26 protein-coding genes and 4 tRNA genes are annotated in these 25,212 nt (G+C 58.8%); 16 read left to right on the forward strand and 14 right to left on the reverse strand.

What is annotated here, in order from left to right:
* Window positions 1-87: 87 nt before the first annotated feature.
* Together betB and betI are read right to left on the reverse strand one after the other, a co-directional pair.
* On the reverse strand, window positions 88-1,557 hold the full coding sequence (gene betB / locus HF027_RS04740) for a betaine-aldehyde dehydrogenase (RefSeq protein WP_168013398.1): 1,470 nt from the start codon (window positions 1,555-1,557) through the stop codon (window positions 88-90).
* A 22-nt stretch (window positions 1,558-1,579) separates the two neighbouring features.
* The gene (betI, locus tag HF027_RS04745; RefSeq protein ID WP_209316399.1) at window positions 1,580-2,194 is read right to left on the reverse strand and encodes a transcriptional regulator BetI; all 615 of its coding nucleotides are present in this window, start codon (window positions 2,192-2,194) and stop codon (window positions 1,580-1,582) included.
* Between the two features lie 255 nt (window positions 2,195-2,449).
* Between betI and HF027_RS04750 the strand changes: the two genes are divergently transcribed.
* From HF027_RS04750 to HF027_RS04770, 5 genes are all read left to right on the forward strand, one after another.
* Complete coding sequence (locus HF027_RS04750) at window positions 2,450-3,385, forward strand: choline ABC transporter substrate-binding protein (protein WP_168013549.1); 936 nt, start codon at window positions 2,450-2,452, stop codon at window positions 3,383-3,385.
* Window positions 3,386-3,478: 93 nt separating this feature from the next.
* A tRNA-Met gene (locus HF027_RS04755) sits at window positions 3,479-3,555 on the forward strand.
* A 237-nt stretch (window positions 3,556-3,792) separates the two neighbouring features.
* Window positions 3,793-3,868, forward strand: a tRNA-Asn gene (locus tag HF027_RS04760).
* Window positions 3,869-3,896: 28 nt separating this feature from the next.
* A tRNA-Asn gene (locus HF027_RS04765) sits at window positions 3,897-3,972 on the forward strand.
* Window positions 3,973-4,067: 95 nt separating this feature from the next.
* Window positions 4,068-4,143: transfer RNA gene (locus HF027_RS04770), tRNA-Asn, on the forward strand.
* Between the two features lie 189 nt (window positions 4,144-4,332).
* On the opposite strand, the gene ligB is transcribed toward HF027_RS04770, so the two are convergent.
* The 4 genes from ligB to flgA all read right to left on the reverse strand — a co-directional run bounded on the left by ligB (window position 4,333) and on the right by flgA (window position 7,859).
* Window positions 4,333-6,081, reverse strand: a complete 1,749-nt coding sequence (gene ligB / locus HF027_RS04775) for an NAD-dependent DNA ligase LigB (RefSeq protein ID WP_209316400.1) — start codon at window positions 6,079-6,081, stop codon at window positions 4,333-4,335.
* A gap of 191 nt (window positions 6,082-6,272) precedes the next feature.
* Complete coding sequence (locus HF027_RS04780) at window positions 6,273-6,722, reverse strand: flagella synthesis protein FlgN (protein WP_136255248.1); 450 nt, start codon at window positions 6,720-6,722, stop codon at window positions 6,273-6,275.
* Window positions 6,719-7,006: a flagellar biosynthesis anti-sigma factor FlgM gene (gene flgM, locus HF027_RS15565; RefSeq protein ID WP_245184522.1), complete on the reverse strand. Its 288-nt coding sequence runs from the start codon at window positions 7,004-7,006 to the stop codon at window positions 6,719-6,721. Before flgM ends, HF027_RS04780 begins: the two co-directional genes overlap by 4 nt.
* A gap of 97 nt (window positions 7,007-7,103) precedes the next feature.
* Complete coding sequence (gene flgA / locus HF027_RS04790; RefSeq protein ID WP_168013400.1) at window positions 7,104-7,859, reverse strand: flagellar basal body P-ring formation chaperone FlgA; 756 nt, start codon at window positions 7,857-7,859, stop codon at window positions 7,104-7,106.
* Window positions 7,860-8,037: 178 nt separating this feature from the next.
* On the opposite strand from flgA, the gene flgB reads away from it, so the two are divergent.
* The 11 genes from flgB to flgL all read left to right on the forward strand — a co-directional run bounded on the left by flgB (window position 8,038) and on the right by flgL (window position 18,819).
* Window positions 8,038-8,454: a flagellar basal body rod protein FlgB gene (gene flgB / locus HF027_RS04795; protein WP_168013402.1), complete on the forward strand. Its 417-nt coding sequence runs from the start codon at window positions 8,038-8,040 to the stop codon at window positions 8,452-8,454.
* 45 nt (window positions 8,455-8,499) lie between these two features.
* Window positions 8,500-8,907: a flagellar basal body rod protein FlgC gene (gene flgC / locus HF027_RS04800; RefSeq protein WP_168013404.1), complete on the forward strand. Its 408-nt coding sequence runs from the start codon at window positions 8,500-8,502 to the stop codon at window positions 8,905-8,907.
* Window positions 8,908-8,911: 4 nt separating this feature from the next.
* Entirely contained in the window at window positions 8,912-9,604 is a 693-nt protein-coding gene (locus tag HF027_RS04805) for a flagellar hook assembly protein FlgD (RefSeq protein ID WP_168013406.1), read from the forward strand.
* Window positions 9,605-9,763: 159 nt separating this feature from the next.
* Complete coding sequence (flgE, locus tag HF027_RS04810) at window positions 9,764-11,050, forward strand: flagellar hook protein FlgE (RefSeq protein WP_168013408.1); 1,287 nt, start codon at window positions 9,764-9,766, stop codon at window positions 11,048-11,050.
* A gap of 20 nt (window positions 11,051-11,070) precedes the next feature.
* On the forward strand, window positions 11,071-11,820 hold the full coding sequence (locus HF027_RS04815) for a flagellar basal body rod protein FlgF (RefSeq protein ID WP_168013409.1): 750 nt from the start codon (window positions 11,071-11,073) through the stop codon (window positions 11,818-11,820).
* Window positions 11,821-11,862: 42 nt separating this feature from the next.
* Window positions 11,863-12,645, forward strand: coding sequence for a flagellar basal-body rod protein FlgG (gene flgG / locus HF027_RS04820; protein ID WP_136255256.1), 783 nt, complete (start codon window positions 11,863-11,865; stop codon window positions 12,643-12,645).
* 16 nt (window positions 12,646-12,661) lie between these two features.
* Complete coding sequence (locus HF027_RS04825; protein WP_168013555.1) at window positions 12,662-13,351, forward strand: flagellar basal body L-ring protein FlgH; 690 nt, start codon at window positions 12,662-12,664, stop codon at window positions 13,349-13,351.
* An 85-nt stretch (window positions 13,352-13,436) separates the two neighbouring features.
* Window positions 13,437-14,519 carry a flagellar basal body P-ring protein FlgI gene (locus HF027_RS04830; RefSeq protein ID WP_209316401.1) on the forward strand — a complete coding sequence of 361 codons (1,083 nt, stop codon included), beginning with the start codon at window positions 13,437-13,439 and terminating at the stop codon, window positions 14,517-14,519.
* Window positions 14,519-15,565 (forward strand): flagellar assembly peptidoglycan hydrolase FlgJ, encoded by a 1,047-nt coding sequence (gene flgJ / locus HF027_RS04835; RefSeq protein WP_168013413.1) that lies wholly within the window; start codon window positions 14,519-14,521, stop codon window positions 15,563-15,565. The genes HF027_RS04830 and flgJ overlap by 1 nt, the downstream gene beginning before the upstream one ends.
* A gap of 95 nt (window positions 15,566-15,660) precedes the next feature.
* Entirely contained in the window at window positions 15,661-17,556 is a 1,896-nt protein-coding gene (flgK, locus tag HF027_RS04840; RefSeq protein ID WP_168013415.1) for a flagellar hook-associated protein FlgK, read from the forward strand.
* Window positions 17,557-17,574: 18 nt separating this feature from the next.
* Window positions 17,575-18,819, forward strand: a complete 1,245-nt coding sequence (gene flgL, locus HF027_RS04845; protein ID WP_168013417.1) for a flagellar hook-associated protein FlgL — start codon at window positions 17,575-17,577, stop codon at window positions 18,817-18,819.
* A gap of 213 nt (window positions 18,820-19,032) precedes the next feature.
* On the opposite strand, the gene fliR is transcribed toward flgL, so the two are convergent.
* From fliR to HF027_RS04885, 8 genes are all read right to left on the reverse strand, one after another.
* Window positions 19,033-19,824, reverse strand: a complete 792-nt coding sequence (gene fliR, locus HF027_RS04850; RefSeq protein WP_168013419.1) for a flagellar biosynthetic protein FliR — start codon at window positions 19,822-19,824, stop codon at window positions 19,033-19,035.
* 2 nt (window positions 19,825-19,826) lie between these two features.
* A complete protein-coding gene (fliQ, locus tag HF027_RS04855) occupies window positions 19,827-20,096 on the reverse strand; it encodes a flagellar biosynthesis protein FliQ (protein ID WP_136255263.1) in 270 nt (89 codons plus the stop codon).
* Between the two features lie 64 nt (window positions 20,097-20,160).
* Window positions 20,161-20,871: a flagellar type III secretion system pore protein FliP gene (fliP, locus tag HF027_RS04860; RefSeq protein ID WP_168013557.1), complete on the reverse strand. Its 711-nt coding sequence runs from the start codon at window positions 20,869-20,871 to the stop codon at window positions 20,161-20,163.
* Between the two features lie 89 nt (window positions 20,872-20,960).
* Entirely contained in the window at window positions 20,961-21,473 is a 513-nt protein-coding gene (gene fliO / locus HF027_RS04865) for a flagellar biosynthetic protein FliO (RefSeq protein WP_168013421.1), read from the reverse strand.
* Window positions 21,470-21,970, reverse strand: coding sequence for a flagellar motor switch protein FliN (gene fliN, locus HF027_RS04870; RefSeq protein ID WP_168013423.1), 501 nt, complete (start codon window positions 21,968-21,970; stop codon window positions 21,470-21,472). The genes fliO and fliN overlap by 4 nt, the downstream gene beginning before the upstream one ends.
* The gene (gene fliM, locus HF027_RS04875) at window positions 21,963-23,006 is read right to left on the reverse strand and encodes a flagellar motor switch protein FliM (protein ID WP_168013425.1); all 1,044 of its coding nucleotides are present in this window, start codon (window positions 23,004-23,006) and stop codon (window positions 21,963-21,965) included. Before fliM ends, fliN begins: the two co-directional genes overlap by 8 nt.
* A 19-nt stretch (window positions 23,007-23,025) precedes the next feature.
* Window positions 23,026-23,496 (reverse strand): flagellar basal body-associated protein FliL, encoded by a 471-nt coding sequence (fliL, locus tag HF027_RS04880; RefSeq protein ID WP_168013427.1) that lies wholly within the window; start codon window positions 23,494-23,496, stop codon window positions 23,026-23,028.
* A 324-nt stretch (window positions 23,497-23,820) separates the two neighbouring features.
* The gene (locus tag HF027_RS04885; RefSeq protein WP_168013429.1) at window positions 23,821-25,206 is read right to left on the reverse strand and encodes a flagellar hook-length control protein FliK; all 1,386 of its coding nucleotides are present in this window, start codon (window positions 25,204-25,206) and stop codon (window positions 23,821-23,823) included.
* Window positions 25,207-25,212 lie beyond the last annotated feature (6 nt).

Here is a 25,212-nt window from a genome sequence, read left to right on the forward strand (position 1 = left end):
GTCAATGAGACGCAGGGCGCCTTGCCATGCCCAATGGGGCATGGCAGGCGAGGGTCGTGCCGTTGTCGGAATTAGGTCAGGCTTAAATCAGAACACGGATTCGAAGGGCGCCATCTCGATCTGTACGGACTTGATCTGGGTATAGTGAGCCAGGGTCGAGATGCCGTTCTCGCGGCCTACACCGGACTGCTTGTAACCGCCCACCGGCATTTCGGAAGGAGAGTCGCCCCAGGTGTTGACCCAGCAGATACCCGCTTCGAGACGGTGAATGCTGCGATGCGCGCGGTTCAGGTTCTCGGTGAAGACGCCTGCGGCCAAGCCGTACTCGGTGTCGTTGGCGCGGCGGATCACTTCGTCCTCGTCGTCGAAGGAAAGCACCGACATCACCGGTCCGAAGATTTCCTCACGCACGATGCGCATCTCGTCGGTGCAGTCGGTGAACACGGTCGGGGCTGCCCAGGCGCCTTTAGCGTATTCGCCCTGGTTCCAGGCTTCGCCGCCGACCAGCACGCGCGCGCCTTCTTCCTTGCCCAGGGCAATGTAGGCAAGGACCTTTTCCTGATGTTCAAAGCTGACCAGCGGACCAAAGTTGACCGTCGGGTCCAGCGGGTCTCCTGCCTTGATGCGGGCGACACGCTCGGTGAGCTTGGCCTCGAAGCTTTCCTTGACGCTTGAATGCACGAATACCCGCGTACCGTTGGTGCAGATCTGGCCGCTGGAATAGAAGTTGGCCATCATCGCGGCGTCGGCGGCGCGGTCAAGGTCGGCATCCTCGAAGACGATGAGCGGTGATTTGCCGCCGAGCTCCATGGTGACGTCCTTGAGGGTCGAGCCTGCCGAGGCGGACATGACTTTCTTGCCGGTCTCGGCTTCGCCGGTGAAGGAGACCTTGTCGATGCCCTGGTGCGCGGTCAGCATCTGGCCGACACGGCCATCGCCCTGCACCACATTGAAAACGCCATCGGGCAGGCCAGCTTCGGTGAAGATCTCGGCAAGCTTCAGGGTGGTCAGCGGGGTCACTTCACTGGGCTTGAAGACGATAGCGTTGCCGGTCGCCAGGGCCGGAGCCGCCTTCCAGCAGGCGATCTGGATCGGGTAGTTCCAGGCGCCAATCGAGCCGATCACCCCCAGCGGCTCGCGGCGGGTGTAGACGAAGGAATCCTCACGCAAGGGGATCTGGGTACCTTCAACGGCAGGCGCCAGACCGGCGAAGTACTCGAGCGCGTCGGCGCCGGTGACGATATCGACCGCCGCGGTCTCGCTGATCGGCTTGCCCGTGTTGCGAGTCTCGAGCTCAGCCAGTTCATCATTGCGCTCTCTCAGGAGTGCCACGGCCTTGAGCATGATGCGTGAACGCTCCATGCCGCTCATGGCTGCCCACACTATCTGTCCTTCGCGGGCAGCCGCGACGGCGGAATCCACGTCGGACTGGGACGCCTGCTGAATGGTGGCGAGGAGCGAGCCGTCAACCGGGTTGGTGACGGTAAAGGTTTCGCCAGAGGTGGCGTCGGTCAGCTGACCGTTGATATAGAGTTGCTGAAGGGGAAGCGTCTTCATGAGAACCTCCTTGAAGTGTTCGTTAGGCGTTGCGCAGGGCAGTGTGCTCGGCGCTATGGGCGAGTTTTTCGTCCAGATAGTCGTAGGCCAGCTTGCAAGCGCGGTCCACGTCGAGGCCTTCGGGCGCAAGGGCGCCGCGCAGCCAGAGTCCGTCGATCATGGCTGCAAGTCCGCCAGCGGCCTCACGTGCTTGCTGCTTGGGCAAGCATTGACGAAATTGGTGGCAAAGATTGGAGTATAGACGGCGGTCGTTGACATGCTGGAGCCGGTGCAGCGAGCGACGGTGCATGCTGCTGGCCCAGAAGGCCAACCAGGTCTTTACCACCGCTCTATGGACCTGACTGCGATCAAAGTTGCCGTCGATAATGGCCCGCATATGATCCCGAGGCGCATGTTCGGGCAGGACTTTGCGGCGCTCATGTACCGCCTGGCCCAGGTCTTTCAGAATCTGGCGCATGGTCGCTTCCAGCAGGCCGTCCTTGCCGCCGAAATAGTGGCTGATGATGCCTGCTGATACTCCCGCCAGACGTGCGATGCGCACGACAGTGGCATCGGCCAAGCCGGCTTCGTCAATCGCTTCCATGGTGGCCTGGATCAGCTGACGGCGGCGGATGGGTTCCATTCCAACTTTCGGCACCGTGTCGACTCCTGTTCTGAGGCCTTCTCGTGCCAGATGGGCCGGAGGAGGCAAATGTTCTATGGTGTTAAGTATGCATCTTTTTTATTGAACGTTCAATCAACAAAAAGATGTCGGCCGACTGGCCCTATTATCCGGAGTATCCAGCTTGCGGCTGCAGGGAGCATTTCACCCGCTATTGCACGTACTGGTTACTCCATGTCAAAGATCAACAAGAGGTTCGCCCCCATGACCAAGACGATTCCTGCGTTCAAGATGTCCATGATGACCCTGAGTGCCGGCGTGCTGACCCTGGCCGTGACTCACAGTCAGGCAGCGGTTCCAGAGTCTTGTCAGAACGTGCGTTTCGCCGAAGTTGGCTGGACCGATATCACCGCGACGACCGCTTTGACCACTGAGGTGCTCGAGGCGCTGGGCTATGACACCCGTATCGATACGGTGTCGGTGCCGATCGCCTATTCCGGCATGAAGAACGGCGACTTCGATGTATTCCTGGGTAACTGGATGCCATCCATGGCATCGATCAGCGACCCCTACGTTGAGCAGGGCACCGTGGATCGCCTGGCTGCGAACCTCGAGGGCGCCAAGTACACCCTGGCGGTGCCGCAGTATGTTCATGACGCTGGCGTCACCAGCGTCACCGACCTGGTCGAGCATGCTGAGAAGTTCGATAGTGAGATATACGGTATTGAGGCCGGTAATGACGGCAACATGCTGATTCAGGACATGATTGATGACGAGGCCTTTGGTCTTGGCGAGTGGGAGCTGATTGATTCCAGTGAGGCGGGCATGCTGGCTGAGTTGCGCTCGCGTTCCAGCCGTGATGAGTGGATGGTGTTCCTGGGCTGGGAGCCGCACCCGATGAACACCAACTTCGACATCGCCTACCTGGAAGGGGCCGATGATTATTTCGGTCCTAACCTGGGGGGCGCCACCGTCTATACCAATACGCGTGCTGATTTTGCTCAGGAGTGCGCGAATGTGGGGACACTTCTCAACAATCTGACCTTTACCCTCGAGATGGAAAATCAGTTGATGAGCACCATCATGGATGATGGAGAGCGTCCGAGTGATGCAGCGCGCGCTTATCTGCAGGCGAACCCGGAAGTGCTCGAGGGCTGGCTTGAAGGCGTCACCACCGTTGAGGGTGAGCCCGGTATCGCTGCTGTGAAGAATGAACTGGAGATTTAACTCAGTTCTCTGTCACGTAAGGCTTGCCAGCTTTAACGGGGGTGTGCATAATACGCCCCCGTTACCGAGCGCTAAGTCGTTCAGCGGCAGCGTGGCTACGTAGCTCAGCTGGTTAGAGCACATCACTCATAATGATGGGGTCCCCTGTTCGAATCAGGGCGTAGCCACCAGAATCAAGATAACAGGCCCGCATCCATGATGCGGGCCTGTTTTTGTTTGAGGGGCTGACTTCCTGCTGGTGGGGCTGGAGCGAGAGGCCTTCTGACCTTGATTCGCCGCCACTCTCCTCATGATGATGTCAGTGATGGTGTCAGGTAGTTGATTCATCATGGGTTATGGCGAGAATTTGCAGGCTGGCCTTGACCTTGCGCCATCAATCCTTATACTACGTCGCGTGTTCCGGTCATTCCCCGATAGCTCAGTTGGTAGAGCAAATGACTGTTAATCATTGGGTCACAGGTTCGAGTCCTGTTCGGGGAGCCACACGGAACATCACGATCGATAGGGTCATTCCCCGATAGCTCAGTTGGTAGAGCAAATGACTGTTAATCATTGGGTCACAGGTTCGAGTCCTGTTCGGGGAGCCATCCCTACCCTGATCGATCAATGACGTAAAGCGTCATGTTAGCCCGATACGGCCACGTATCGCACGGCAGGCATATAGCAGTAAGTACATCGTTGTTCCCCGATAGCTCAGTTGGTAGAGCAAATGACTGTTAATCATTGGGTCACAGGTTCGAGTCCTGTTCGGGGAGCCAATATGTTTCTTGATTGTCGCTAGTCCCCGTCTCCTTCCTGTTTTTTCCTTTCTACATCTTTTTTTCTATCTAGTGCCTGGTCATGGGTGCGAATTCTTGTGTCCGATTTTCAATGACCGAGCTGTATGTCTTCTGCCCATTCGCTTGCGCTTGCCTGCATGGCTGTCGACGGCAGATGTCCCGTATGCATCACTCCATCACTCCATCGGTGTTGCCAGCATTGATTCTTGTGTCGCCTAGGCCTGTCAGCAGCCGCTGAATCTCTGGATGGTGAAAGAAGTCATGGAGTGCTTGCGCAGTCACGGGGCCGATGCCATCGACTGTTTGCCAGTCACCTATCGTTCTCGCTTGTAGAGTCGCTAGGTCCATACTTGGTGTCAGGCTGTCGTCAGCGGCGGGAGGCATGCCCAAGGCCTTGAGCCAAGTGCCAAGCCGCCAGTCCTCGGTTGGATGAAAGGCATTGCGCCACTGAGCGGCGCGCGCTTTGCCTACCCCCGGAAGTTGGCGTAGCTGCTCCTTGTCGAGATCCTGCCAGTCACTGAGGCCTTGAATCAGGCCGGCGTCGAGAAGCGTTTCCCAACTGCCCTCGCCGATGCCGGCCATGTCGAGTCCCTTATCGCTGGATAGCCATGTCAACCTGGCCAGGAATTGCTGGTGGCATCCGTCACTAAGCCTGAGGCAGCTCAGGGCGTCGTAGTCTCTCGGATTCGGGGGTGACACGGGAGGGCGTGGCTGAATGCGTACTAGCATTCGCTCGAATTGAGGAATGATGCCGCCGGCCAGGCGGACGATGACTTGATCACCCGGGCGTATGTCGGCGGCTTGCCAAGTCTCCAGTGAGCCGAGGCTTACACGACTGACTTGTCGGTCGTCCAGCTCGAAGGGCTTCAGGATGAGAACTGGAGTGATGCGCCCGGTACGCCCGATAGAGAACTCGATCCCCGTTACCAGGGCGTGAGCGCTGCGTGAGGGATGTTTCCAGGCGACAGCCCAGTCAGGAGGTGTGGTGGGTGGCTCGATGGACGATGCCCCGGCAGCCAAGCGATGCGACTGACGAATCACCACGCCGTCGGTGGCGAAGGGGGCGGGCTTGCGATACCAGCGCTGCCTGGCTTTGGCGACGTCCGGGGCAGTGTCGATGCGCTCGCTGAAACGCTGGCTGTCAGAGAAACCCCAGGCGTCGAGTTGGCGTAGCCGTGCTTCCATATCCCTCGGGCCATCCGGCCAATCCCAGATAAAGAGTCCTATATCCGCGCCAGCCTCGCTACTCAGATCATGGCGTGCCATCAGGCCAGCGATTTGGCTGCGGGCACCAGCGCTGCCGGATTCGGCCTGCACGTGATTTTCAAGGCGAAGATAGAGCTCGCCTTGCAGGCTGATGAGTCCCCTTGTTGGCGAGGGGAGTCGTTGTGGGATGCTCGGGATGGAGTCCGCCTTGCCTCGCCAATTCTGCCCACTGATGTCATTGCCACGACTGATCACCCGCGTGAGCTTGCCGGCCTCATAGACCAGTGTGACGGCGACGCCGTCGACCTTGGGTTGAACCCATAGCGACTGTTCGCTGCGAAGAGTCATCCAGTCACGTAGCGCGTTTTCGTCCTCGAGCTTGTTGAGTCCCGTCAGGGGGAACGGGTGGCGAATGGTCGAGCTGTCGGTGGGGGCGGGCAGTGCTGAGGGGGCGCGAATGTTGAAGCAGGACTGCCATTGGTGGTAGTGCCGGCGAGCCTGATCATAGGTGGCATCATCGACCAGGCGTTTACCCTCGCGATAATACGCATCGCTCCACTCGGCAAGTCGCTCTCCAAGTGAGTCAATGGCGCTCGCGGCGGCTTCTTCGGACCAGTTCGGGCAGTCGTCTGCCGCCGATATAGGTGCTGCCAGCCATAGCAGGCAAAGCAGAAGTGATAAGCGCCACCGGCTGCGCATGCAATTGGGCATCTGAGGCCTCCCTGGCATTAAGCGAACACTCGATCCGTGAGTGTCCTGTCAGCATAGCCTCTTATATCAGTAACTGGCGATGCTTAGAGGGTCAGCATCGATCAGATCCAGCGCGAGGCGCGAAGGCAGTATGGATGCCCCGATTGAGGTAAAACAAAGCAGGAGTCAGGGAAGGGTGGAGCTTTAGAGTATCAGGCGCGTGAAGAAAGCTGGCTGCGGCGGGGTTTAGCCTGACCGTCAGGTCCATAGAGGCTGTTGCCGGATGCTTCGCGGAGCGCATTGAGCATGCGCTGATTCTGTTCGAGACGCTGGCGGATCATGTCACCATTCATGGCATTGAGGCGTGCTGTGCGCTGGGCGTCCTCGAGTAGCGCCTGCCAGATAGCCAGGCAGTCGGCATCGGCGGCAGCCTTGGAGGCTCCAGCAAGGCCTGCCTCATAGCCCAGACGTTGCTGTACCTGGCTGCGCTGCGTCTCGAAGCGCTCGATTTGAGCCAGCATTTCCTGCTTATCGGCGGCAATGCGATTAAGCAGCTCGCCGTCGACGCGTCCCTCGAAGAGCGCTTGCCTCTCATGGTTCAAGAGCGTTTCCAGCGACGCGATCCGTTGCCGCTGGCGCTCTAGGGATGCTCCCAGACTCATGAAGGTTCGCCGTCCAGAATATCTTGTACGCTGGCGATGAGTCCGTCGGCGATCTTGTTGGCGTCGATTTCCATGCGGCCCTCGCTGATGGCGAGTCGTAGTTCCTCTACGCGCGCGGTATCAATGTCACCGCTGGCGTTCTGGTTGCCCTGGTTCAGATGGGCAACCGAGGCAGAACTCGGTGCTGCCGATGTCTGTGTGTTGTCAGCAGGTGTGGCTTTGGCTGATGTCGTCTGATCCGACGGTTGGAGTCGGGTCAGGGATTGTGAGCTGTCGATTTTCAAGGGAGCGGCCTCGTCAGTGGTGCTTGCCCAAGGTATCGGCCAGTTGGGCGGTATCTTTAATCGTAGAAGGCATTTTCTGTTAGTGCAGAAGGTGGCCTTAGAAATCGATGGCCACGCGACCGGCGCCAACGACACGGGCAGTGATGATCTCACGCCGTGACAGCCGAATTCTAACATCTTCGCCAAGACCGCCATCTTCCAGTGCCTCGCCCTCCCGAGAGACCCGAAATCCTGTGCCTTGCGCCTCGACCGACACCGTCTGGCGACGCTCTACCAGTGGGAGGGTGCGCAGTTGGTGCTCTCGCAGCGTCGACCCTGCCGTTATCGTACGCCGGGCGAGCATGCCCACCGCCTCACTGGACTTTCGAATCGTGCTTGACGGAAGGCGATCCAGATTTCCCTCGCGAAGGGTCAGCATGCCTTGGTCGATAACGGTATTGGCCTCAATTCGCTCTGCAGCCGTGACGTAGGTGCCGATCGCATTTACCTCGGCCTGAAGATAGCGATCCTGTGACCCCGCGCACTCGACTCCTACCGATACTCGCCCCCACTGGCGCTGGTGTCCGTTACGCAGGAAGGGCCGCGGTGACAGGCAGTCACCAAATTGTGCTGAGGGCGGAAATACCTCGACGCTGACATTCTGAGCGTCACTGGGTGCCTGCTCCAGTAAAAAACGCTCGACTGCGTCTACCAGCGCCTGATCCTGTGCAAGAGCCGGCGCCGTTGTCATGGCGGACCACACCATGAAACAAAGCGACAGGAAGTAGCGAAGGCTGTGGCCACGAATCAGGGAGGTACTGCTCGCGTAGCGGGCTCCTGATGGAGTGGCGGGTGTGCGGGGCGCTGTAGGCATGACATTCACTGACTCAAGGAGGCGGGGTGTCGGTTCCTTGATAATTCTACTCGGCTGCCTGGCAGGTCAATAACGGAATTGGGTGTGAAATGCGGGTCTGTTTGATCCTTTGAGATGACGGGTGCATGGCTATTCTTCACTCTCAACATTTCCCCATTTCGCGACTGTGGGTGCTCGAATGATCGATAAGCTTGGGGCGGCGCTGAACTTCCAGCAAGAAGTCCTCAGTCTTCGCCAGCAACGTCATGAGGTCTTGGCAAGCAACGTAGCCAACGCCGATACCCCTAATTACAAGGCCCGTGATTTTGATTTTTCCCAGGAGCTGTCACGCGCCATGGATCGTGGCCCAGCAGGGCAGGGCGGGCTTTCTCTGGCGACAACAGCCTCTGGCCACATAGCGGGCCATGGCGGTTCCGGTAGCAAGGTGCATGACCTCATGTATCGCGTACCGGCCCAGCCTAGCCTGGATGGCAATACGGTCGATATGGATCGTGAGCGGGCGGAGTTCGCCGATAATGCGGTCCGCTATCAAGCCTCCCTGACGATGCTGAATAGCCGCATTCAGGGCCTCAAGTCAGCCATGCAACCGGAATGACCCGCTAGTTGATGGTCTGCCCCGAGCCTAAGGAGTGAGCTTAGCATGTCGATGTTCTCGATCTTTGATATATCCGCCTCCGCCATGAGCGCTCAGGCGCAGCGGATGAACGTAACCGCCAGCAACCTTGCCAACGCCGATAGTGTGGCGGGCCCTGACGGTGAGGCATATCGCGCCAAGCAGGTCTGGTTCGAAGCCCAACAGCAGGGTGGTTCGCAAGTTGGAGGCGTGCGCGTATCCCGCGTCGTTGATGACCCGTCGCCAATGCGCATGGAATATCGCCCGGAACATGAACTAGCGGATGACGATGGCTATGTGACGATGCCCAACGTGGACCCGACCAGTGAGATGGTCAACATGATCTCGGCATCACGTTCGTACCAGGCGAATATCGAAGTGATGAATACCAGCAAACAGCTGATGACCAAAACGCTGACGCTTGGGGAGAACTGATTACATGGCTAGCGGCATCGATTCCAGTGTCTTGAGTGGTATCAACGGCACCATTGGACAAACCGGCAAGACGGCGAAGACCCAGTCTGCCGAAATGAACGACCAGTTCATGACCCTGCTGGTGACGCAATTGAAGAACCAGGATCCCATGAACCCCATGGAAAACGCCGAGATGACCTCGCAGCTGGCGCAGATCAATACCGTCAGCGGCATCGAGAAGCTCAACTCGACGCTTTCCTCTATCACCGATCAGATCAACCAGGGGCAAGCGCTCGAGGCGGCGGGCCTGGTGGGCTCTGGGGTGATGGTGCCAGGCAACAAGGTGCTGGCGAGCCAGGTGGATGGCGATGTCAGCACCACGCCGTTCGGCATTGAGCTTGATCAGCCGGCAGATAACGTGCGCGTCACCATCACCAATGGCGCCGGCCAGGTGGTCAATCAGTATGATGCTGGCTCTGTCAGCGCAGGGGTGTCTTCGTTCAGCTGGAATGGTCAGTTGACCTCGGGTGAGAAGGCCCCGGACGGTGCCTACACCGTGTCCATGCAAGCAACGCGAGATGAAAAGCCCATCGATTTCCAGTCTCTTAACTATGCACAGGTGGGGGCGGTGACACCTCAGCAAAACGGTAGTGTTCTGCTCGACCTCGGCGCCGTCTACGGACAGATCGGCATGAATGACGTCAAGCAGATTCTCTGAGCCAACCGGGGCTGAGTCGGCTCTATTCAGTCTGGAACCGGCTTTATTCAGTCCCCATCAGCTCTATTGAATTTGAATGAGTTTGAATGAGTTTGAATGAGCTTGAATAAGTACCCGTCTCTCATAACGCATCTTTACATCGCATAAAGGAAATGAACCATGGGCTTTTCACAAGCGTTGAGCGGCCTTAACGCGGCCAAGGCCAACCTCGACACTCTGGGCAATAACATCGCCAACTCCCAGACTGTCGGCTTTAAATCATCCAATACGCTGTTCGCGGATGTCTTTGCCAATGCCGACGTGGGTCTCGGCACCCAGGTCTCCTCAGTTCTGCAGGACTTCAGTGAGGGTAACCTTGAAGCCACCAATCGCGAGCTTGACCTGGCTGTCAGCGGTGAAGGCTTCTTCCGCCTGCAGCAGAACGGCGAAACCGTCTATTCACGCAACGGCCAGCTGACCATGGACGCCGAAGGCTACCTAGTCAACGCACAGGGCGCGAGGCTGATGGGGTATGGGCTGAACGACGCCAATAACCCCTTTTCGGAGGTCGTGGCCGGTGGTCAGCCTGAAGTACTGCGTGTACCTTCTGCGGCCATGCCCGCCCAGGCGACCAACGAGATCAATGCCGTCTATAACCTTGATGCCAGCATCGACGAGACGAATCCAGCTCTGTTGGAAACGGCCACCGTTGATACGGGAGTGGCCGCGCCGAATGACGCTCTGGATATCGATTATCACTATTCCAACAGCTTTACGACCTTTGACTCCCTAGGCAATTCACGCAATGTGACCGTCTATTACCAAAAGACCGGCGCTAACCAATGGCAGGGCAATGTCGCGGTTGATGGACAAATCAATGGGGCTGCCCCGATAGCTCCTGCCACTGAGCCTTCAGATGTCAACGAGTTCACACTTAATTTCAATAACAGCGGTGCCTTGAATGCGGCGGATGAAACGAAAAACTTTACGTTCACCGCCGGTCAGCTGGGGGGCGAAGCCGCGCCTTTGACTACGGAGTTTAACCTCGCCGGCACGACGCAGTTCGCCAATGACTCGACCGCCAGTTCCTTGACTCAAAACGGCTATCGCTCCGGCACGCTGATCGGCATCGAAATCGAGGATGACGGCAGCATCGTCCGTAATTTCTCCAACGAGCAGTCTCAGGCGGCAGGCCAGATTGCACTGGCCAACTTCCGCAATCCTGAAGGTCTGAAGTCTGCCGGTGACAACGCCTGGACCGAAACGGCGGCCTCTGGCGGTGAGCTGGTCGGGGCGCCGGGTACCGGCGTGTTGGGGGGGATTACAGCGGGGGCCGTCGAAACCTCCAACGTTGATATGGCCTCGGAACTGGTCGACATGATCGTCGCGCAGCGGGCCTATCAGGCCAACTCCCAGACCATCAAGGTCGAAGACGAGATTCTGCAGAGTGCCGTTAACCTGCGTTAACGGATGAGGGGAAGCCGATAATGGATCGCATGCTTTATACCGCCATGAGCGGTGCCAGCCAGAGCCTCAAGCAGCAGGCAGTGGTCAGCAATAACCTGGCCAATGCCTCGACGTCGGGTTTTCGTGCCCAGCTTCACGCCATGCGTGCGGTGCCGGTTCAGGGCGATGGTGTTCTCGATACCCGCGCCTCGGTAGCCGCGAGTACGCCGGGCTCTGATTTCAGCCCGGGGCCGATCAACGCTACCGGGCGTGATCTCGACGTGGCCATGCATGGCGATGGCTGGCTTGCGGTGCAGGATGCCGGTGGCAATGAAGCCTATACCCGCCGGGGTGATCTGCAAGTGGATGGCAATGGCGTACTGACCAGTGGCGGACGGCCGGTACTCGGCGATGGAGGCCCCATTGCGGTACCGATGGAAGCCAAGCTGGCGGTGGGCGCCGATGGCACGATCAGTGCCATCGGCGCCGGCCAAGGTCCCGATGCCATCGTCAATGTTGCCCGCTTGAAGCTCGTGACTCCCGGTGAGGCTGGCATGACGCGTGGCGAAGATGGCCTCTTTCGTTCAGGCCCCATCGGCCAGCCGCAAGTGCTCGGTCGCGACGAGGCCGTCCGCGTTGCCTCCGGTGCATTGGAAGGCAGTAACGTCAGCGCCATCGAGTCGATGGTGTCGATGATCGACACAGCGCGTCGTTTTGAAATGCAGATGAAAGTCATCAGCAGCGCCGACGAGAATGCCCAGCGAGCCACGAGTCTACTGTCGCTCAGTTGATAACGGCTTAGTAGATAGCGAAATATCTCAGGAGAGAACACCATGATTCGATCGTTGTGGACCGCCAAGACGGGGCTCGAGGCTCAACAGGTCCAGATGGACGTCATCTCGAACAACCTGGCTAACGTCAGCACCAACGGCTTCAAGAAATCCCGCGCCGTGTTCGAAGACCTCATGTACCAGAATCTGCGTCAGCCGGGTGCCCAGAACGATGCCCAGAATGCCTTGCCCTCAGGCATGCAGGTGGGTAGCGGTGTGCGTCCCGTTGCCAACGAGCGGCTGCATAGCCAGGGCGGGCTGGAACAGACCGAGAACTCCCGTGACCTGGCCATCAACGGCAATGGGTTTTTCAACGTCCTGCGTCCCGACGGCAGTACGGCGTATACCCGCGATGGCAGCTTCCAGCTTGATGCCAACGGCCAGATGGTGACCTCAAGCGGTTATCCCGTCGAGCCGGCAATCGTCGTTCCAGACAATGCGCTCTCCGTGAGTATCGGTCAGGACGGGATTGTCTCGATTACCGAGCCGGGTGTGGCAGGCAACCGTGAAATAGGTCAGTTGACCCTATCCAGTTTCGTCAATCCCGCGGGCCTGGAAAGCATCGGCGAAAACCAGTATCTCGAGACGGCATCCTCTGGGCCGCGCAACGAGAATATTCCCGGTGCCAATGGCCTGGGCACGATCTATCAGGGCTATGTGGAAACCTCCAACGTCAATGTGGTTGAAGAAATGGTCAGCATGATTCAGACCCAGCGGGCCTATGAAATCAACAGCAAGGCGGTCTCTACCTCCGATGAAATGCTGAGCCGACTGGCGCAGCTGTAACCAAGGGGCGGTCATGATGCTAAAGGGGTGTATGCCGGTTCGGCATGGGGTGCTTGCGGGGGTGCTGTGTCTGCTGGTATCCGGCTGTGCTCAGCTGCCACGAGCTTCGGTCGTCGGCGAGCAGGAACAGATCAACATCGCCGAGCCGCGCCATCCGGTGCCGAATGGCTCTATCTACCAGAGTGAGGCCGGATACGCCTATCAGCCGCTTTTTGAAGATCGCAGGCCGCGTGCAATTGGCGACATTCTGACCATCGTGGTCGATGAAGAAGTCAGTGCCAGCAAGAGTTCACAGAGCAATGCCGACCGTTCCGGCTCCGCGGGACTGACCGTTGATAGCGTACCCGATGCGCTTGAGCAGTTGGCAGAGTATGGGTTCGATCTCTCCGGGAACAGCGATTTTTCCGGTGGTGGCGGCTCCGAGGCCAACAATAGCTTCACCGGGACCATTACCGTCTCGGTGTTGGACGTCATGTCCAACGGCAACCTGCGGGTGAGAGGGGAGAAGCAGATCGCTATCAACCAGGGAACCGAGTTCATTCGCTTCTCCGGGGTGGTCAATCCTCGCACCATTACCGGCCAGAACACCGTGCCGTCGACGCAGGTCGCTGATGCGCGAATCGAGTATGTGGGCGATGGCTATATCAATGAGGCGCAGCATATGGGTTGGCTGCAACGCTTTTTCCTCAATATTTCGCCCTTCTAATGGTTATCCGGTCTCCTTGGCCAAGGTCTGAATGATGCGCGCATTTTTCGTTTCTCGAGAGTTTTGTAGTCTCCGGCAAGGCCTGATGCTCGTCCTGCTGTTGCTGTGGTCGTTGTCTGCTCGTGGCGAGCAGCTGCGGGAACTGGCTGATTTTGCCGGCGTGCGGGATAACGCGCTGGTTGGCTACGGCTTGGTCGTGGGCCTGGATGGCTCCGGCGACCAGACGACACAGGCACCGTTCACCAGCCAGAGCCTGACGAACATGCTGTCGCAGTTGGGCATCACGGTGCCCCAGGGGACCAACCTGCAGTTGCGCAATGTGGCGGCCGTCATGGTCACCGCCAATTTGCCGGCCTTCGCACGCCCGGGTCAGGAGCTGGATATCGTGGTGTCCTCGGTCGGTAATGCGCAGAGCCTGCGAGGTGGCACGCTCTTGATGACACCCCTGAAAGGCGCTGATGGGCAGACCTATGCCATGGCGCAGGGCAACTTACTGGTGTCCGGCGTGGGTGCACAAGCCGGCGGTAGCAGCGTACAGATCAACCAGCAGGCCGCGGGTCGTATCACCGGCGGCGCGACCGTCGAGAGGCAGGTGCCGCTCGAGCTTGGCCGCCAGGGCGGCATGCTGGAGCTTTTGCTCAAGCAAACGGATTTTGGCACCGCGCAGCGAGCGGTGACGGCAATCAACATGGAATTTGGTCGGCCGGTAGCCGCCGCCCTCAACGGACGAGTCATCCAGCTGCAGGGGCCCTACAACGATAATGCGCGCGTCAGCTTCATGGCGCGGGTCGAGAATATCGATATCAACCCGCGCGAAGCGGCTGCCAAGGTCATACTCAATGCGCGAACCGGCTCGGTCGTCATGAACAGTCGCGTCACGCTGCGCCAGGCGGCGGTGGCCCATGGCAATCTGTCGATCATCATTGATACCGACTTCCAGGTCAGCCAGCCCAACGCCTTTAGTGAGGGTGGCGAGACCGCAGTGGTACCGGACACGGATATTGGTATCCAGCAGCAGGAAGCCTATCTACGTGTCGTCGAGGGGGCGGAGCTGACTGAAGTCGTCGATGCGCTGAATGCGTTGGGGGCTTCGCCGCAGGATCTGATGTCTATCCTTCAGGCACTGAAGGCGGCCGGCTCCCTGCGTGCTGAACTGGAGATCATCTGATGGCGATCGACGATTTGAGCGGTCGGTTTGCCCTCGACATGCAAGGCCTGCAGCGCCTCAAGCATACGGCGCGGGTAGACGAGAATGCCGGCAAGCAGGCAGCCGCCAAGCAGTTCGAGGCACTGTTCCTGCAAAAGATGATGACCAGCATGCGGGATGCCATTCCCAAGGGTGATCTCTTGAACAGCAAGCAAACCGAGATGTTTACCTCCATGCTCGATCAGCAGTGGTCACAGCACCTTGCCGGACAGGGCGTGGGGCTTGCTGAATTGCTGGTCGAGCAATTGGGTGGCACTCAGGGGCGTCGCGTGGAAGCGCGTAGCGATAGCCTGATATCAGGGATTCCGCGAGGCGAGCCTCAGCCCTTGGTGGCCAAAGAGTCCGCTCAGCATGCAGCGAGCATGCCGGGTGCCGAACCCAGCGCAATGCCGCAGGACTTCCTGGATGCCCTGGACGCCAGGCTGCCGGCTGAGGCCTTGCCAGAGCGTGTACAGGAGAAGGTTAACAATCCGCTGGAACAGCGTCGTGAGCCGTCTCGCCTGTCGCATGTGGAGGCATTCCGTGCCGAGCTTCAGGAACCTGCTCAGCGGGCTAGCCGTGCGACCGGGGTGCCAGCCGAGTTGATTCTTTCTCAGGCGGCCCTTGAAACCGGGTGGGGACGTTATTCGATCCCGACGGCAACAGGCGACAATAGCCACAACCTTTTCGGCATCAAGGCGGGAAGCGGTTGGCAGGGTGAGACGACGAATGTGAGAACGCACGAGGTGATCGATGGCAAGCGTGTGGCGATCAACGACCGCTTCCGGGTATACGATTCCTTCGAGGCCGCTTTCACCGATTATGCGCGCCTGATTGGTGACAACCCGCGTTATGCGGGTGTATTGACCGCCCCGAATGCCGCCCAGGCTGCCCAGGCACTGCAGGAAGGCGGCTATGCCACTGATCCTCGCTATGCCGATAAGTTGATTGCGGTCATGGATACCCTGGGCCCTCTGGCGTCCCCGGGTCAGCGCGCGGTAGCAGCGGGTTCTGGTAGTGAACGCTAGCGCGATTGCCCTGCGCTTTGATATTGCGCATCACCGCTATCAAGTCTCTGGTCCCTTGGCCGATATGTTGGTTATTGATGTAAAGGATCCCCGTCATGAGCATGTTTTCGATCGGCCTTAGCGGCCTGAATGCCGCGCAGAATGCCCTGAATACGACCAGTAATAACATCAGCAATGTCTACACGCCGGGGTACAACCGGGAGCTGACGATCCTTTCCGAAGGCAACGCCTCTGGCGGCGTCGACGTCGACGATATTCAGCGCCAGTTCGATCGTTATGTGGCCGATCAGCTTAACGATGCGACCAGCACCTCGACCGCGCTTGAGGCCTATCAGACCCAGATCAGCCAGATCGATAATCTACTCGCTGATGACGGCGCGGGTCTTTCGCCCCTGATGCAGGACTTCTTCTCCTCTGTGAGTGATCTTGCCGGTGCCCCGTCCGATCCGGCGGCGCGTCAGGGAGTGCTGGGTAATGCCGACACCTTGAGTGCTCAGGTGCGCTCTTTTGATACCTACCTTCAGGATATGCAAAAGGGCATCAACGCGCAGATCGGCGATGAAGTCACCCAGATCAATAACACCTCCAAGCAGCTCGCCACCCTCAATCGCGAGATCGTGCTCGCCGAAGCCAAGAACGGTGAAGCGCCCAACAGCTTGCTGAACCAGCGAGACAAGTTGGTGAATGATCTTAGCGGTCGACTGAATATTGAGCTCAATATTCAGGACGGCAGCACCTACAACGTCACGCTCTCCAACGGCCAGCCGCTGGTAGCGGGTACCAGGAACTTCCAGCTGCAGGCCATCGACTCAAGCGCCGACCCGCAGCGCACCGTGGTGGGGTATAAGGATTCCGGTGGCAACCTGATCGAGTTCAGTGAAGATCGGATTAGTGGTGGTAGCCTGGGGGGGTTGATGAACTTTCGCAGCGAAACCCTGGACAAGACGCAGAACCAGATCGGCCAGATCGCCGTGTCTATGGCGGCGGGTTTCAATGAACAGCATGCGGCCGGTGTCGATCTCGATGGCAATGCCGGCGAGGCATTCTTCAGCATCGGTGCGCCGCGTGCCTATGCCCATGGCAATAACGACGGCACTGCAGAGATCGCCTCGACGTCCTTTGGTGATATCGACAACCTGCGTGCCACCGATTATGAAATTCGCGTGGAGACCTCGTCTCCTACCACGGCCAGTGATTTCACCATCACGCGTCGGGATTCCGGCGAGGAACTCGCGGCAGGCAGTGACTTCACCTTCAATGGCTCTGATGAGCTGACGTTTGGTGGTGTCGTGATCGCTTTCGATGGGGGATCGCTTGATCAAGGCGATCGTTTTGAGGTGCAGCCGGTGCGCCGTGCGGGCCGCGAGATGCAGACCGCCATCAGCGACCTGGACAAGATCGCGGCGGGCAGCCTGGTTCACGGCGATACCGAGGCGATTACCTCTTTCAGGGCCGAGCCTGGTAACGCCCTTGCTTCAGGGGATGCCCCCTGGTCGCTAAGCGTTAGCGACACCGGTGGAGGCAACTTCGATATCGTGGCCACTGACGATACCGGTGCCGATCAGACCTTCAGCGTGCAGTCGGGTGACGAGATTACCGTTGATGGCGTGACGCTGACCCTCGGCACGCTTGAAGATGGACAGACCCTGAGGCTTGACCTCAATGGGGCCGGGGCCGGCGATAACCGCAATGCGCTTGCCCTGCAGGACCTGCAGCGCAGTGAACTGGTCGGGGGCTCAGCAAGCTTGAATGAGGCCTATGCATCGATGGTCAGCGATGTGGGTAATCGCACCAATATCACACAGGTCAACCTCGAGGCGCAGAATGGCCTGACCGAGCAGTTGCGTGGCGTACAGCAGTCGGAATCCGGGGTGAACCTCGATGAGGAAGCCGCCAACCTGATTCGCTACCAGCAGTTCTATCAGGCCAATACCAAGGTCATTCAAACGGCGTCTACCGTGTTCGACACCATTCTCGGCTTGCGGACCTGATCATAGGAGTCCTGCATCATGCGTATCAGTACCGTGACAATGTTCGAGCAGAGCGTGACCAGCTTGAACCGCCAACAGAGCGACTTCACCAACGTCGGCCAGCAGATTGCCAGCGGTCGTCGGGTGGTCAATCCCTCGGATGACCCTCAGGCGGCCTCCCAGGCGGTAGGTGTCTCTCAGTCGCTTTCTATTACTGAGCAATATACCGATTCCCGCGTCAGCGCTCGTAACTCGCTGTCCCAGGAAGAGAGTGTGCTGAACAGCGCCAGCCAGGCGATCAGCAGTGCCAAGACGCTGTTGGTGCAGGCCGCCAACGGCACCCTGAGCGATGCCGACAGGCAGTCGGTCGCCAGTGAGCTTGAGGGCATCTATAACACCATGCTTGGCCAGGCCAATGCCACGGATGGCAACGGGTCCTATCTGTTCGGGGGCTCTCGGGATGACGCGCCGCCTTTCGTGCAGAACGCGAATGGCGACGTTACCTATATCGGTGACAGCAATAACCGCGAACAGCGCATCGACTCCTCGCGTCAGATGCCTGTGTCAGATAGTGGCGATGCCATTTTCAACAGCGTGCCCAGCGGTGCGGGCTATGTGGCCACTGCCGCCCGTGATGCGGCGGGTGATGGAAATGTCACATTTTCAGGCCCTAGCCGGCTGGATTCTTCGGCTCCGGGCTATGGCGAAAACGCTTATCGTATTGAGTTTGTAAGCGACAGTGAGTATCAGGTCGTGACCACTGCCCCTGATGGAACGAACAGCACGGGGCCGGTAGAAACCTACACCAGCGGTGAAAGCATCGAGGTGGGGGGTGGTGCTTTGTCGATCACCCTGGAGGGCACGCCTGATGCGGCGGGGGGAGATAGTATCGAGATCAACCCCGCCGATGGATCGGCCGGCAATCAGGATGTCTTTGCCACGCTCAAGTCGGCCATTGATGTGCTGAAGGCACCGGTCGATGGCGATCCTGGTCGTCAGGCGGATCTCGAGAACACCATCGCCACATCGATGCGCGAACTCGATAACAGCCTGGACAACGTGCTTACCGTGCGAGCGTCAGTCGGCGCGCGTCTCAATGAGCTGGATGTGGTCGATCAGGTCAGCAACAACCGCATGCTCAGCTACGAACAGACGCGCTCGGATCTGGTCGATCTGGATTACGTCGAAGCCATTTCTGAGTACAGCCTTCGTCAGGTCGGGCTACAGGCGGCCCAGAAATCCTTTGCCGATATTCAGGGCATGTCGTTGTTCGACCAGATCTAGTCAGGAACTCAGGCGACCCAAGAAAGCCATGGCGCTGTCATCGCTACGGGTATCGCGACACTAATCAAGCCCCTCTCGGAAGCGATTCCGGCAGAGGCTTGATGGTTGATATAACCGTGATGGTGGCATGGCGATCCTGGCGCCACGCAAGCGATGACAGCCGGTGACCTTTCCCCAGTCCTTTCCCCAGCATTCAGCGCTTCTGGGCGGTGCCTAACTGAGGGGAACCATGGCCGTGACCAGGCTCTCCATGAAGCCGAGCCCCATTTCGAAAAGATGCTTGAGAAAGCGGCCCAGATCGGTCATCAGCACCATCAGCAGAAAGACCCCTGCCGTGAGTGACATCGGAAAGCCGATATTGAAGACGGTCAGCTGAGGCGCCGAACGATTGAGGATGCCAAGCGACAGGTTGATGATCAAAAGGGCCGCTACCACAGGCAGTGCCAGCAACAGACCGGCCTCGAAGATGGTGCTTCCAAAGCGTGCCAGCATGTCGAATGCATCGAGATTGAGCCCTCCCATGCCGATCGGTAGTGTCACGAAGCTATCGGCGAGTATCTCGATGGCAATCAGGTGTCCGTCTACGGCGAGAAACATCAGCAGCGTGATCATGTAGAGGATGCGCGCCAGAATCATGGTGTTGGCCCCGGTGTCCGGGGAGAAGAAGGTCGCGAAGCCAAGTCCCATCTGCAGGGCGATAAAGTCACCTGCCGCCTGAACGGTGGCAAGGATCACATGCATGACAACGCCGAGTGCGGCGCCGATCAATAGCTGCTCGATCATGATGCCAAACCCCGCCCAGGACATGATGGGCACATCGGGCATGGGGGGCAGGGTGGGAGAAATCACCACACAGATGAGCACCACCAGACCCAGTTTTGCCTGGCGGGGAACACTGGAGTGCCCCCAGAGCGGCGATGCCATGATAAAGGCGGAGAGGCGCATGAAGGGCCATAGAAAGGCGACCAGCCAGCCATGCAGTTGTGCGAAGGTGACCTCGACCATGGCTAGCTCACCATGAGCGGAATATTCTGGATCAGCTCACGGGTGAAATCGGTGATCAGCTTGAGCAGCCAGGGGCCGGCCAACACCAATACGCTGAACACGCCGAGAATCTTGGGGATGAAGGACAGCGTCATCTCGTTGATCTGGGTGGCGGCCTGGAAGAGGCTGACCAGCAGACCGATGAGCAGTGCCGTCAGCAGCAGCGGGGCCGCCATGAACAGTGTCACGCGCATGCCCTGATAGGCCATGCTCATTACCATTTCAGGACTCATGGACGTTTCTCCTCAAGCTGAGCGGCCTTGCCGGCACCGCCGATTGGCATTAATGATGCCGGTGTCATAGGTAAAAGCTTTGCGCCAATGAGCCCATCAGCAGTTGCCAGCCATCAACCAGCACGAACAGCATCAGCTTGAAGGGCAGTGAGATCGTTGCCGGGGGCACCATCATCATGCCCAAGGCCATCAGGACACTGGCGACGACCAGGTCGATGATCAGGAAAGGAATAAACAGCGTGAAGCCGATCTGAAAAGCGGTCTTCAGCTCGCTGGTAACGAAAGACGGCAGCAGCACCCGCATCGGCACATCTTCGGGGCCTTGCATGGGGCCGACTTCAGCAAGCCTTGCAAACAACGCCAGATCAGGCTCACGGGTCTGACCCATCATGAACTCGCGAAGCGGTTGGCTTGCCAGTTCGAAGAAGCGCGGGAAGGCGATGTCATCATTGGCCATCGGTAGCCAGGCGGTCTGGTAAATATCGTTGATCACCGGCGACATCACGAAGAAGGTAAGAAACAGGGCAAGACCGAGCAACACCTGGTTAGGGGGCGCTGATTGGGTGCCCATGGCGGTACGTAAAAGCCCCAGCACGATGATGATGCGCGTGAAACAGGTCATCATCAGCAAGGCAGCCGGCAGAAAGGCCATGCTGCTCAACAGCAGCAGTGTCTGCAACTTGATGGACCACTGCTGGCCGCCATCCTGCGTCGGCCGCGACACGATGCCAGGAATGGATTGTGCCCAGGCCGTATCGGGCACCAGCATTGCCATCAGCGCCAACAGGCACAAGGCCGCTGCGATGAGTGGGCGGCTGCGTTGCGCTGAGCTGCTCAATGGCGATCCATCGTGATGAAGCGGTTTCATGAGTCGCCTCGTCCGCCACGGCCTTTCAGCATGCTACCGGTATTGTGTCGCAGGGCACTGGCAAAGCGCTCGGCAAATCCTTGATCCCCATCGCGTGATGAAGCCACGTCAGACGTCGCCGGTGTACCAGCGCCGGAAGAGGCCTTGTCCGCAGAGGGGGTCGGCGCAGTCGATGGCGCCTTGAGGTCATGCAACTTGTTGACTTGGCCACCGCCGACTCCGAGTACGAGCCAGGTATCCTCGACCTCGACGATAACCACCCGCTCACGCTGCCCAACCGCTGCAGAGCTGATCACCTTCACGCCCCGTCCCGCACGGGTGCTGTTCGGCCCCAGGCGGCGTATCAGCCAGCTACCCAGCACGATGACCCCGAGGATCAGCGCAAGCGCCAGGCCGACCTTGCCGACAGCCGCGAGACCGATAAGGCTATCGCTGCTGGGCGTCAAGGTATCGAAGCCGGTCGTTGAAACGTCGGCAACCGAGTTGCTGGTAGGGGCTTGCTCGCTCATCGGTTGAGTTTCTGCACCCGCTCTGACGGCGTGATGATCTCGGTGATACGGATACCATACTTGTCATCGACGACCACGACTTCGCCCTGAGCGATGAGATAGCCGTTGATCAGGATATCCATGGGTTCACCGGCCAATCCATCCAGCTCGATGACCGAGCCCTGTGCGAGTTCCAGCAGCTGCTTGATGGTGATCTTGGTGCGGCCAAGCTCTACGCTCAGCTTGACCGGGATATCCATGATCATTTCGAGATCACGGGCTGCACCACCGTCTCCGCCACCATCCAGTGGACGAAAGACTTTCTCGCTGGCCGAGGGCGCTTGCTTGGCTTCTGGTGCTACTTCCTCGCTATCCGCCTGCTCGGCGAGCGCAGCCGCCCACGGATCGTCATCGGCCGCGGTATCGCTACCCGAAGCGTCGGCATCTTCCTGCTCGGCCATGGCGTCGGCCCAATCATCGGGGAGCGAGTTCTGATCGGGATTCTTCGGGTCACTCATCGTTACTTTCCTTGGATGTCTTGGATCCCTTGACGAAGGCACCCGTAGTGTTGCTGGACATTGAGGCGTGGTCGATCAGGCGCAGAATGCGTAGCGCGCGTTGTTCGTGCTGGCTGCCGTAATCGCACTCCATGACGGGCACGCCATCCACACTGGCGGTCACGGTTTGCGGCAGTTCCATGGGTAGCACATCGCCCACCTGGAGGCTCATGACGCGAGCAATGCGCGACGGAATATCCACAAACTGGGCGACAAGCTCGACTTCAGACTGGCGTATCTCGCCGGCCATGCGTTTGGTCCAGGTCTTGTCACCGCTATCAAAACTGTCGTTGTGGGGGTTGGTCAGCGTATCCCGCAGCGGCTCGATCATCGAGTAGGGCATGCAGATCTGGAAATCGCTCGCCAGATTACCCACTTCCAGGTGGAAGGTGGTATTCACCACGATCTCGTTTGGCGAGTTGGTGATATTGGCAAACTTCGCTTGCAGCTCGGAGCGCAAGTAGCTGATTTCAAGTGGGTAGACCGATTTCCAAGACTCCTGATAGGCCTCGAGTGCCAGATCGAGGACGCGCTGGATGATGCGTTGCTCGGTGTTGGTGAACTCACGTCCCTCGGACTTGGTCACGAAGCGTCCATCACCGCCAAACAGATTATCGACGACCATGAACACCAGGCTCGGTGGGAATACCACGAGTGCAGAACCGCGTAGCGGCTTCATGGTGATCATGTTGATGTTGGTTGGTACCGGCACATTGCGGATGAAGTCGCTATAGCTTTGATAACGAACAGAATCGACGGTGATATCGGCGCTGCGCCTGATCAGGTTGAAGAGGCTCATGCGGAAGTGCCGCGCGAAGCGTTCATTGATGATGTCCAGGGCATGCAGGCGTTCACGAATGACCCTGTGCTGGGTAGCCGGGTCGTAGGGCTTTATCCGTGATTCACTGCTGGTGTCGGGCGCGCTATCTTCCTCGCCGCTGACTCCCTTCAGTAGGGCATCGATTTCTTCCTGCGATAGCAGATCATCTTGAGACATGGCGATTGGGCACTATGAGTTATTGCACAATGAAATCGGTGAACAGTACATCACTGATCGCCAGCTCGGGTTGTGGGTCGGCCAGAGGGACATCAAACAGCCCCATGACCTGGGCTGCCAGCCGGGACTTGCCGTCGGGAGAGGTCAGCTCCTGGGCGCTCTGGTCAGCAAACAGCATCAGCATGCGGCTGCGTACTTGAGGCATATGGCTGGTCAGCAGCTTGCGTGTCTGCTCATTGTCAACGCGCAGGGTAAGGCCGACGTAAAGCAGGCGGTTGCCATATTCATCGCCACTAATGTTCACCGTGAACGGATCTATCTTGACGAAAATGGGCTCGGGGGCGGCGACGGGCTCTGGTTCAGCGGCCTCTGCCTGGCTGCTGCGATCCAGCAAAAGGTATACGCCGGCCGCTGTGGCGGATGATACAAGAACCATCAGCAACACGATCAGCAGCCATTTTTTTCCTGAAGAGGTCGAAGAGTTCGCCATTTAGTCCGCCGTTTTCGTAATGAGGCCTGATGGGCAAGAAGTATGAAGGCTACAGAAACAAAACAGTGGCCTGAATAGGCCACCGTAACGTGCGTATCTCACTATTTTGTCGCCCGGCAGTCGCCAGGTGCAGCACCCGTTGTGTGTTGCATCTTGGAACGGGGCGTCACTATCGGTTTATCATGACCGGCGATTTATCATGACCGGCTTATCGTTACCGCTTCATCAAGGCTGGCTCATGTCAGCGGTTTACGTAGGGTAACGATGAGTCGTCATTCAAGCAGCTTTAGACCGCCCATTGTCGCAGGTGTGTTCAGGGCGTGATCAGGCGTAAAGATCCACGCGCCCATCCAGCAGCGAGGCATCCTGTGAGCCTTGCGTGCTCAGCACCGAAGAGGTCTCCATGCCGCTGTCATCGATCTCACCAAGACCATTGGCCGAGGGTTGGCGCCCGGCGAAGCCCTGCTCCTGAGACTGTCCGGAGGCGTGATGCCCGACCGAGGTATCACCAAGGGTGATGCCCTGCTGCGCAAGCGCTTCGCGAAGCTGGGGGATGGCTTGCTCGAGCGCGCTGCGAACCTGTGAATGAGCCGACAGGAACTGAGCCTGGGCACCATTCTCAGCGACCTTGAGAGTCACCGACAGCGGGCCGAGATCGGTCGGGTGCAGTTTCAATTCCATCTGCTGCTCACCGCGCTGCGCCATGCCGATCAGCTGCTGGCCAAGTTGCTGCTGCCACTGCTGGGTGGCAACCGGAGCCGTTAGTGCGCCACCGCCAGCCTGGGCTTGAGCAGCGCTGGCGATGGCTGATGAGCTCGGTGCTGCGGCGGCGATACCATTGAGGCGATCACTTGCCGATAGTGCCAGCGTATCCGTAGCCGTTGAGGGTGAGTTAAGCAAAGCCCCGCGCGCCTCGCTTCCTTCTGCCAACAGCGCCGCTGCGGCATTATCCGCCATCACGGCGGGTGCACCTTGACGGCTGGCAGACGCCGACTCATTGACGGCTTGTGCCATGGCGTTGCGACTCAGCCAGTCTGCATTCATTGAGGCTTGATGAAGCGCGGTCTGTTCCCGTCGTGCGTTGCCCGCCGTCAAACCGTCACCGACGACAGGTATTCTGTCACCTTGACCCGTGGTGCCTGTCGAGTGGCCGGCCTGGTCGATGAGGTTCATCCGCTCAGCAATCATCGACAAAGCGAGCGGGGCATCGCCACCGTCGGGCGCCTGCGTGGTATCGCCGGGGGCGATAGCGTCGGCCGCATTGAACCAATCTTTCGGCGCTTCAGGTGCCTTGGCAAGCGGGCTGTCTGCATCCTGTGGTATCGAGCCGAGAGCCGAGAGCGCGGCGTTCAGCTCCTGCGCGGCCTCATCACTCAGTGATTGCGCCTCGAGCAGAGAGACCAGTGCCTCCTGTTGTGATGAGCTCAGGCGTTCAAGTGCAGCCGGGTCCTGCTCGAGTTGATCGCTCAGGGCCTCTTTCTGCTTGGCGCCCAACGTCGATAGGGCTTCTTTCAAGCCTTCCAGAGGTGTCTGTTGCGACGTCTTGGTGCCTGGACTTGCGCTACTAGAGGCGACATCGCCCTGGCTTTGACGCTTGGCGAGCAGCGTGCCGAAGTCCTGCGATCCGCCTTGTTGAGTGTCGTTGGCCTGCCGTCCTGCGAGCTTGCCCGAACTGGGCGCAGACGTGGGGATAAAATCGATGATACCCATATGGTC

The organism is Halomonas salinarum, assembly GCF_012062845.1.
In the GTDB taxonomy this organism is placed as follows: Bacteria; Pseudomonadota; Gammaproteobacteria; order Pseudomonadales; family Halomonadaceae; genus Onishia; species Onishia salinarum.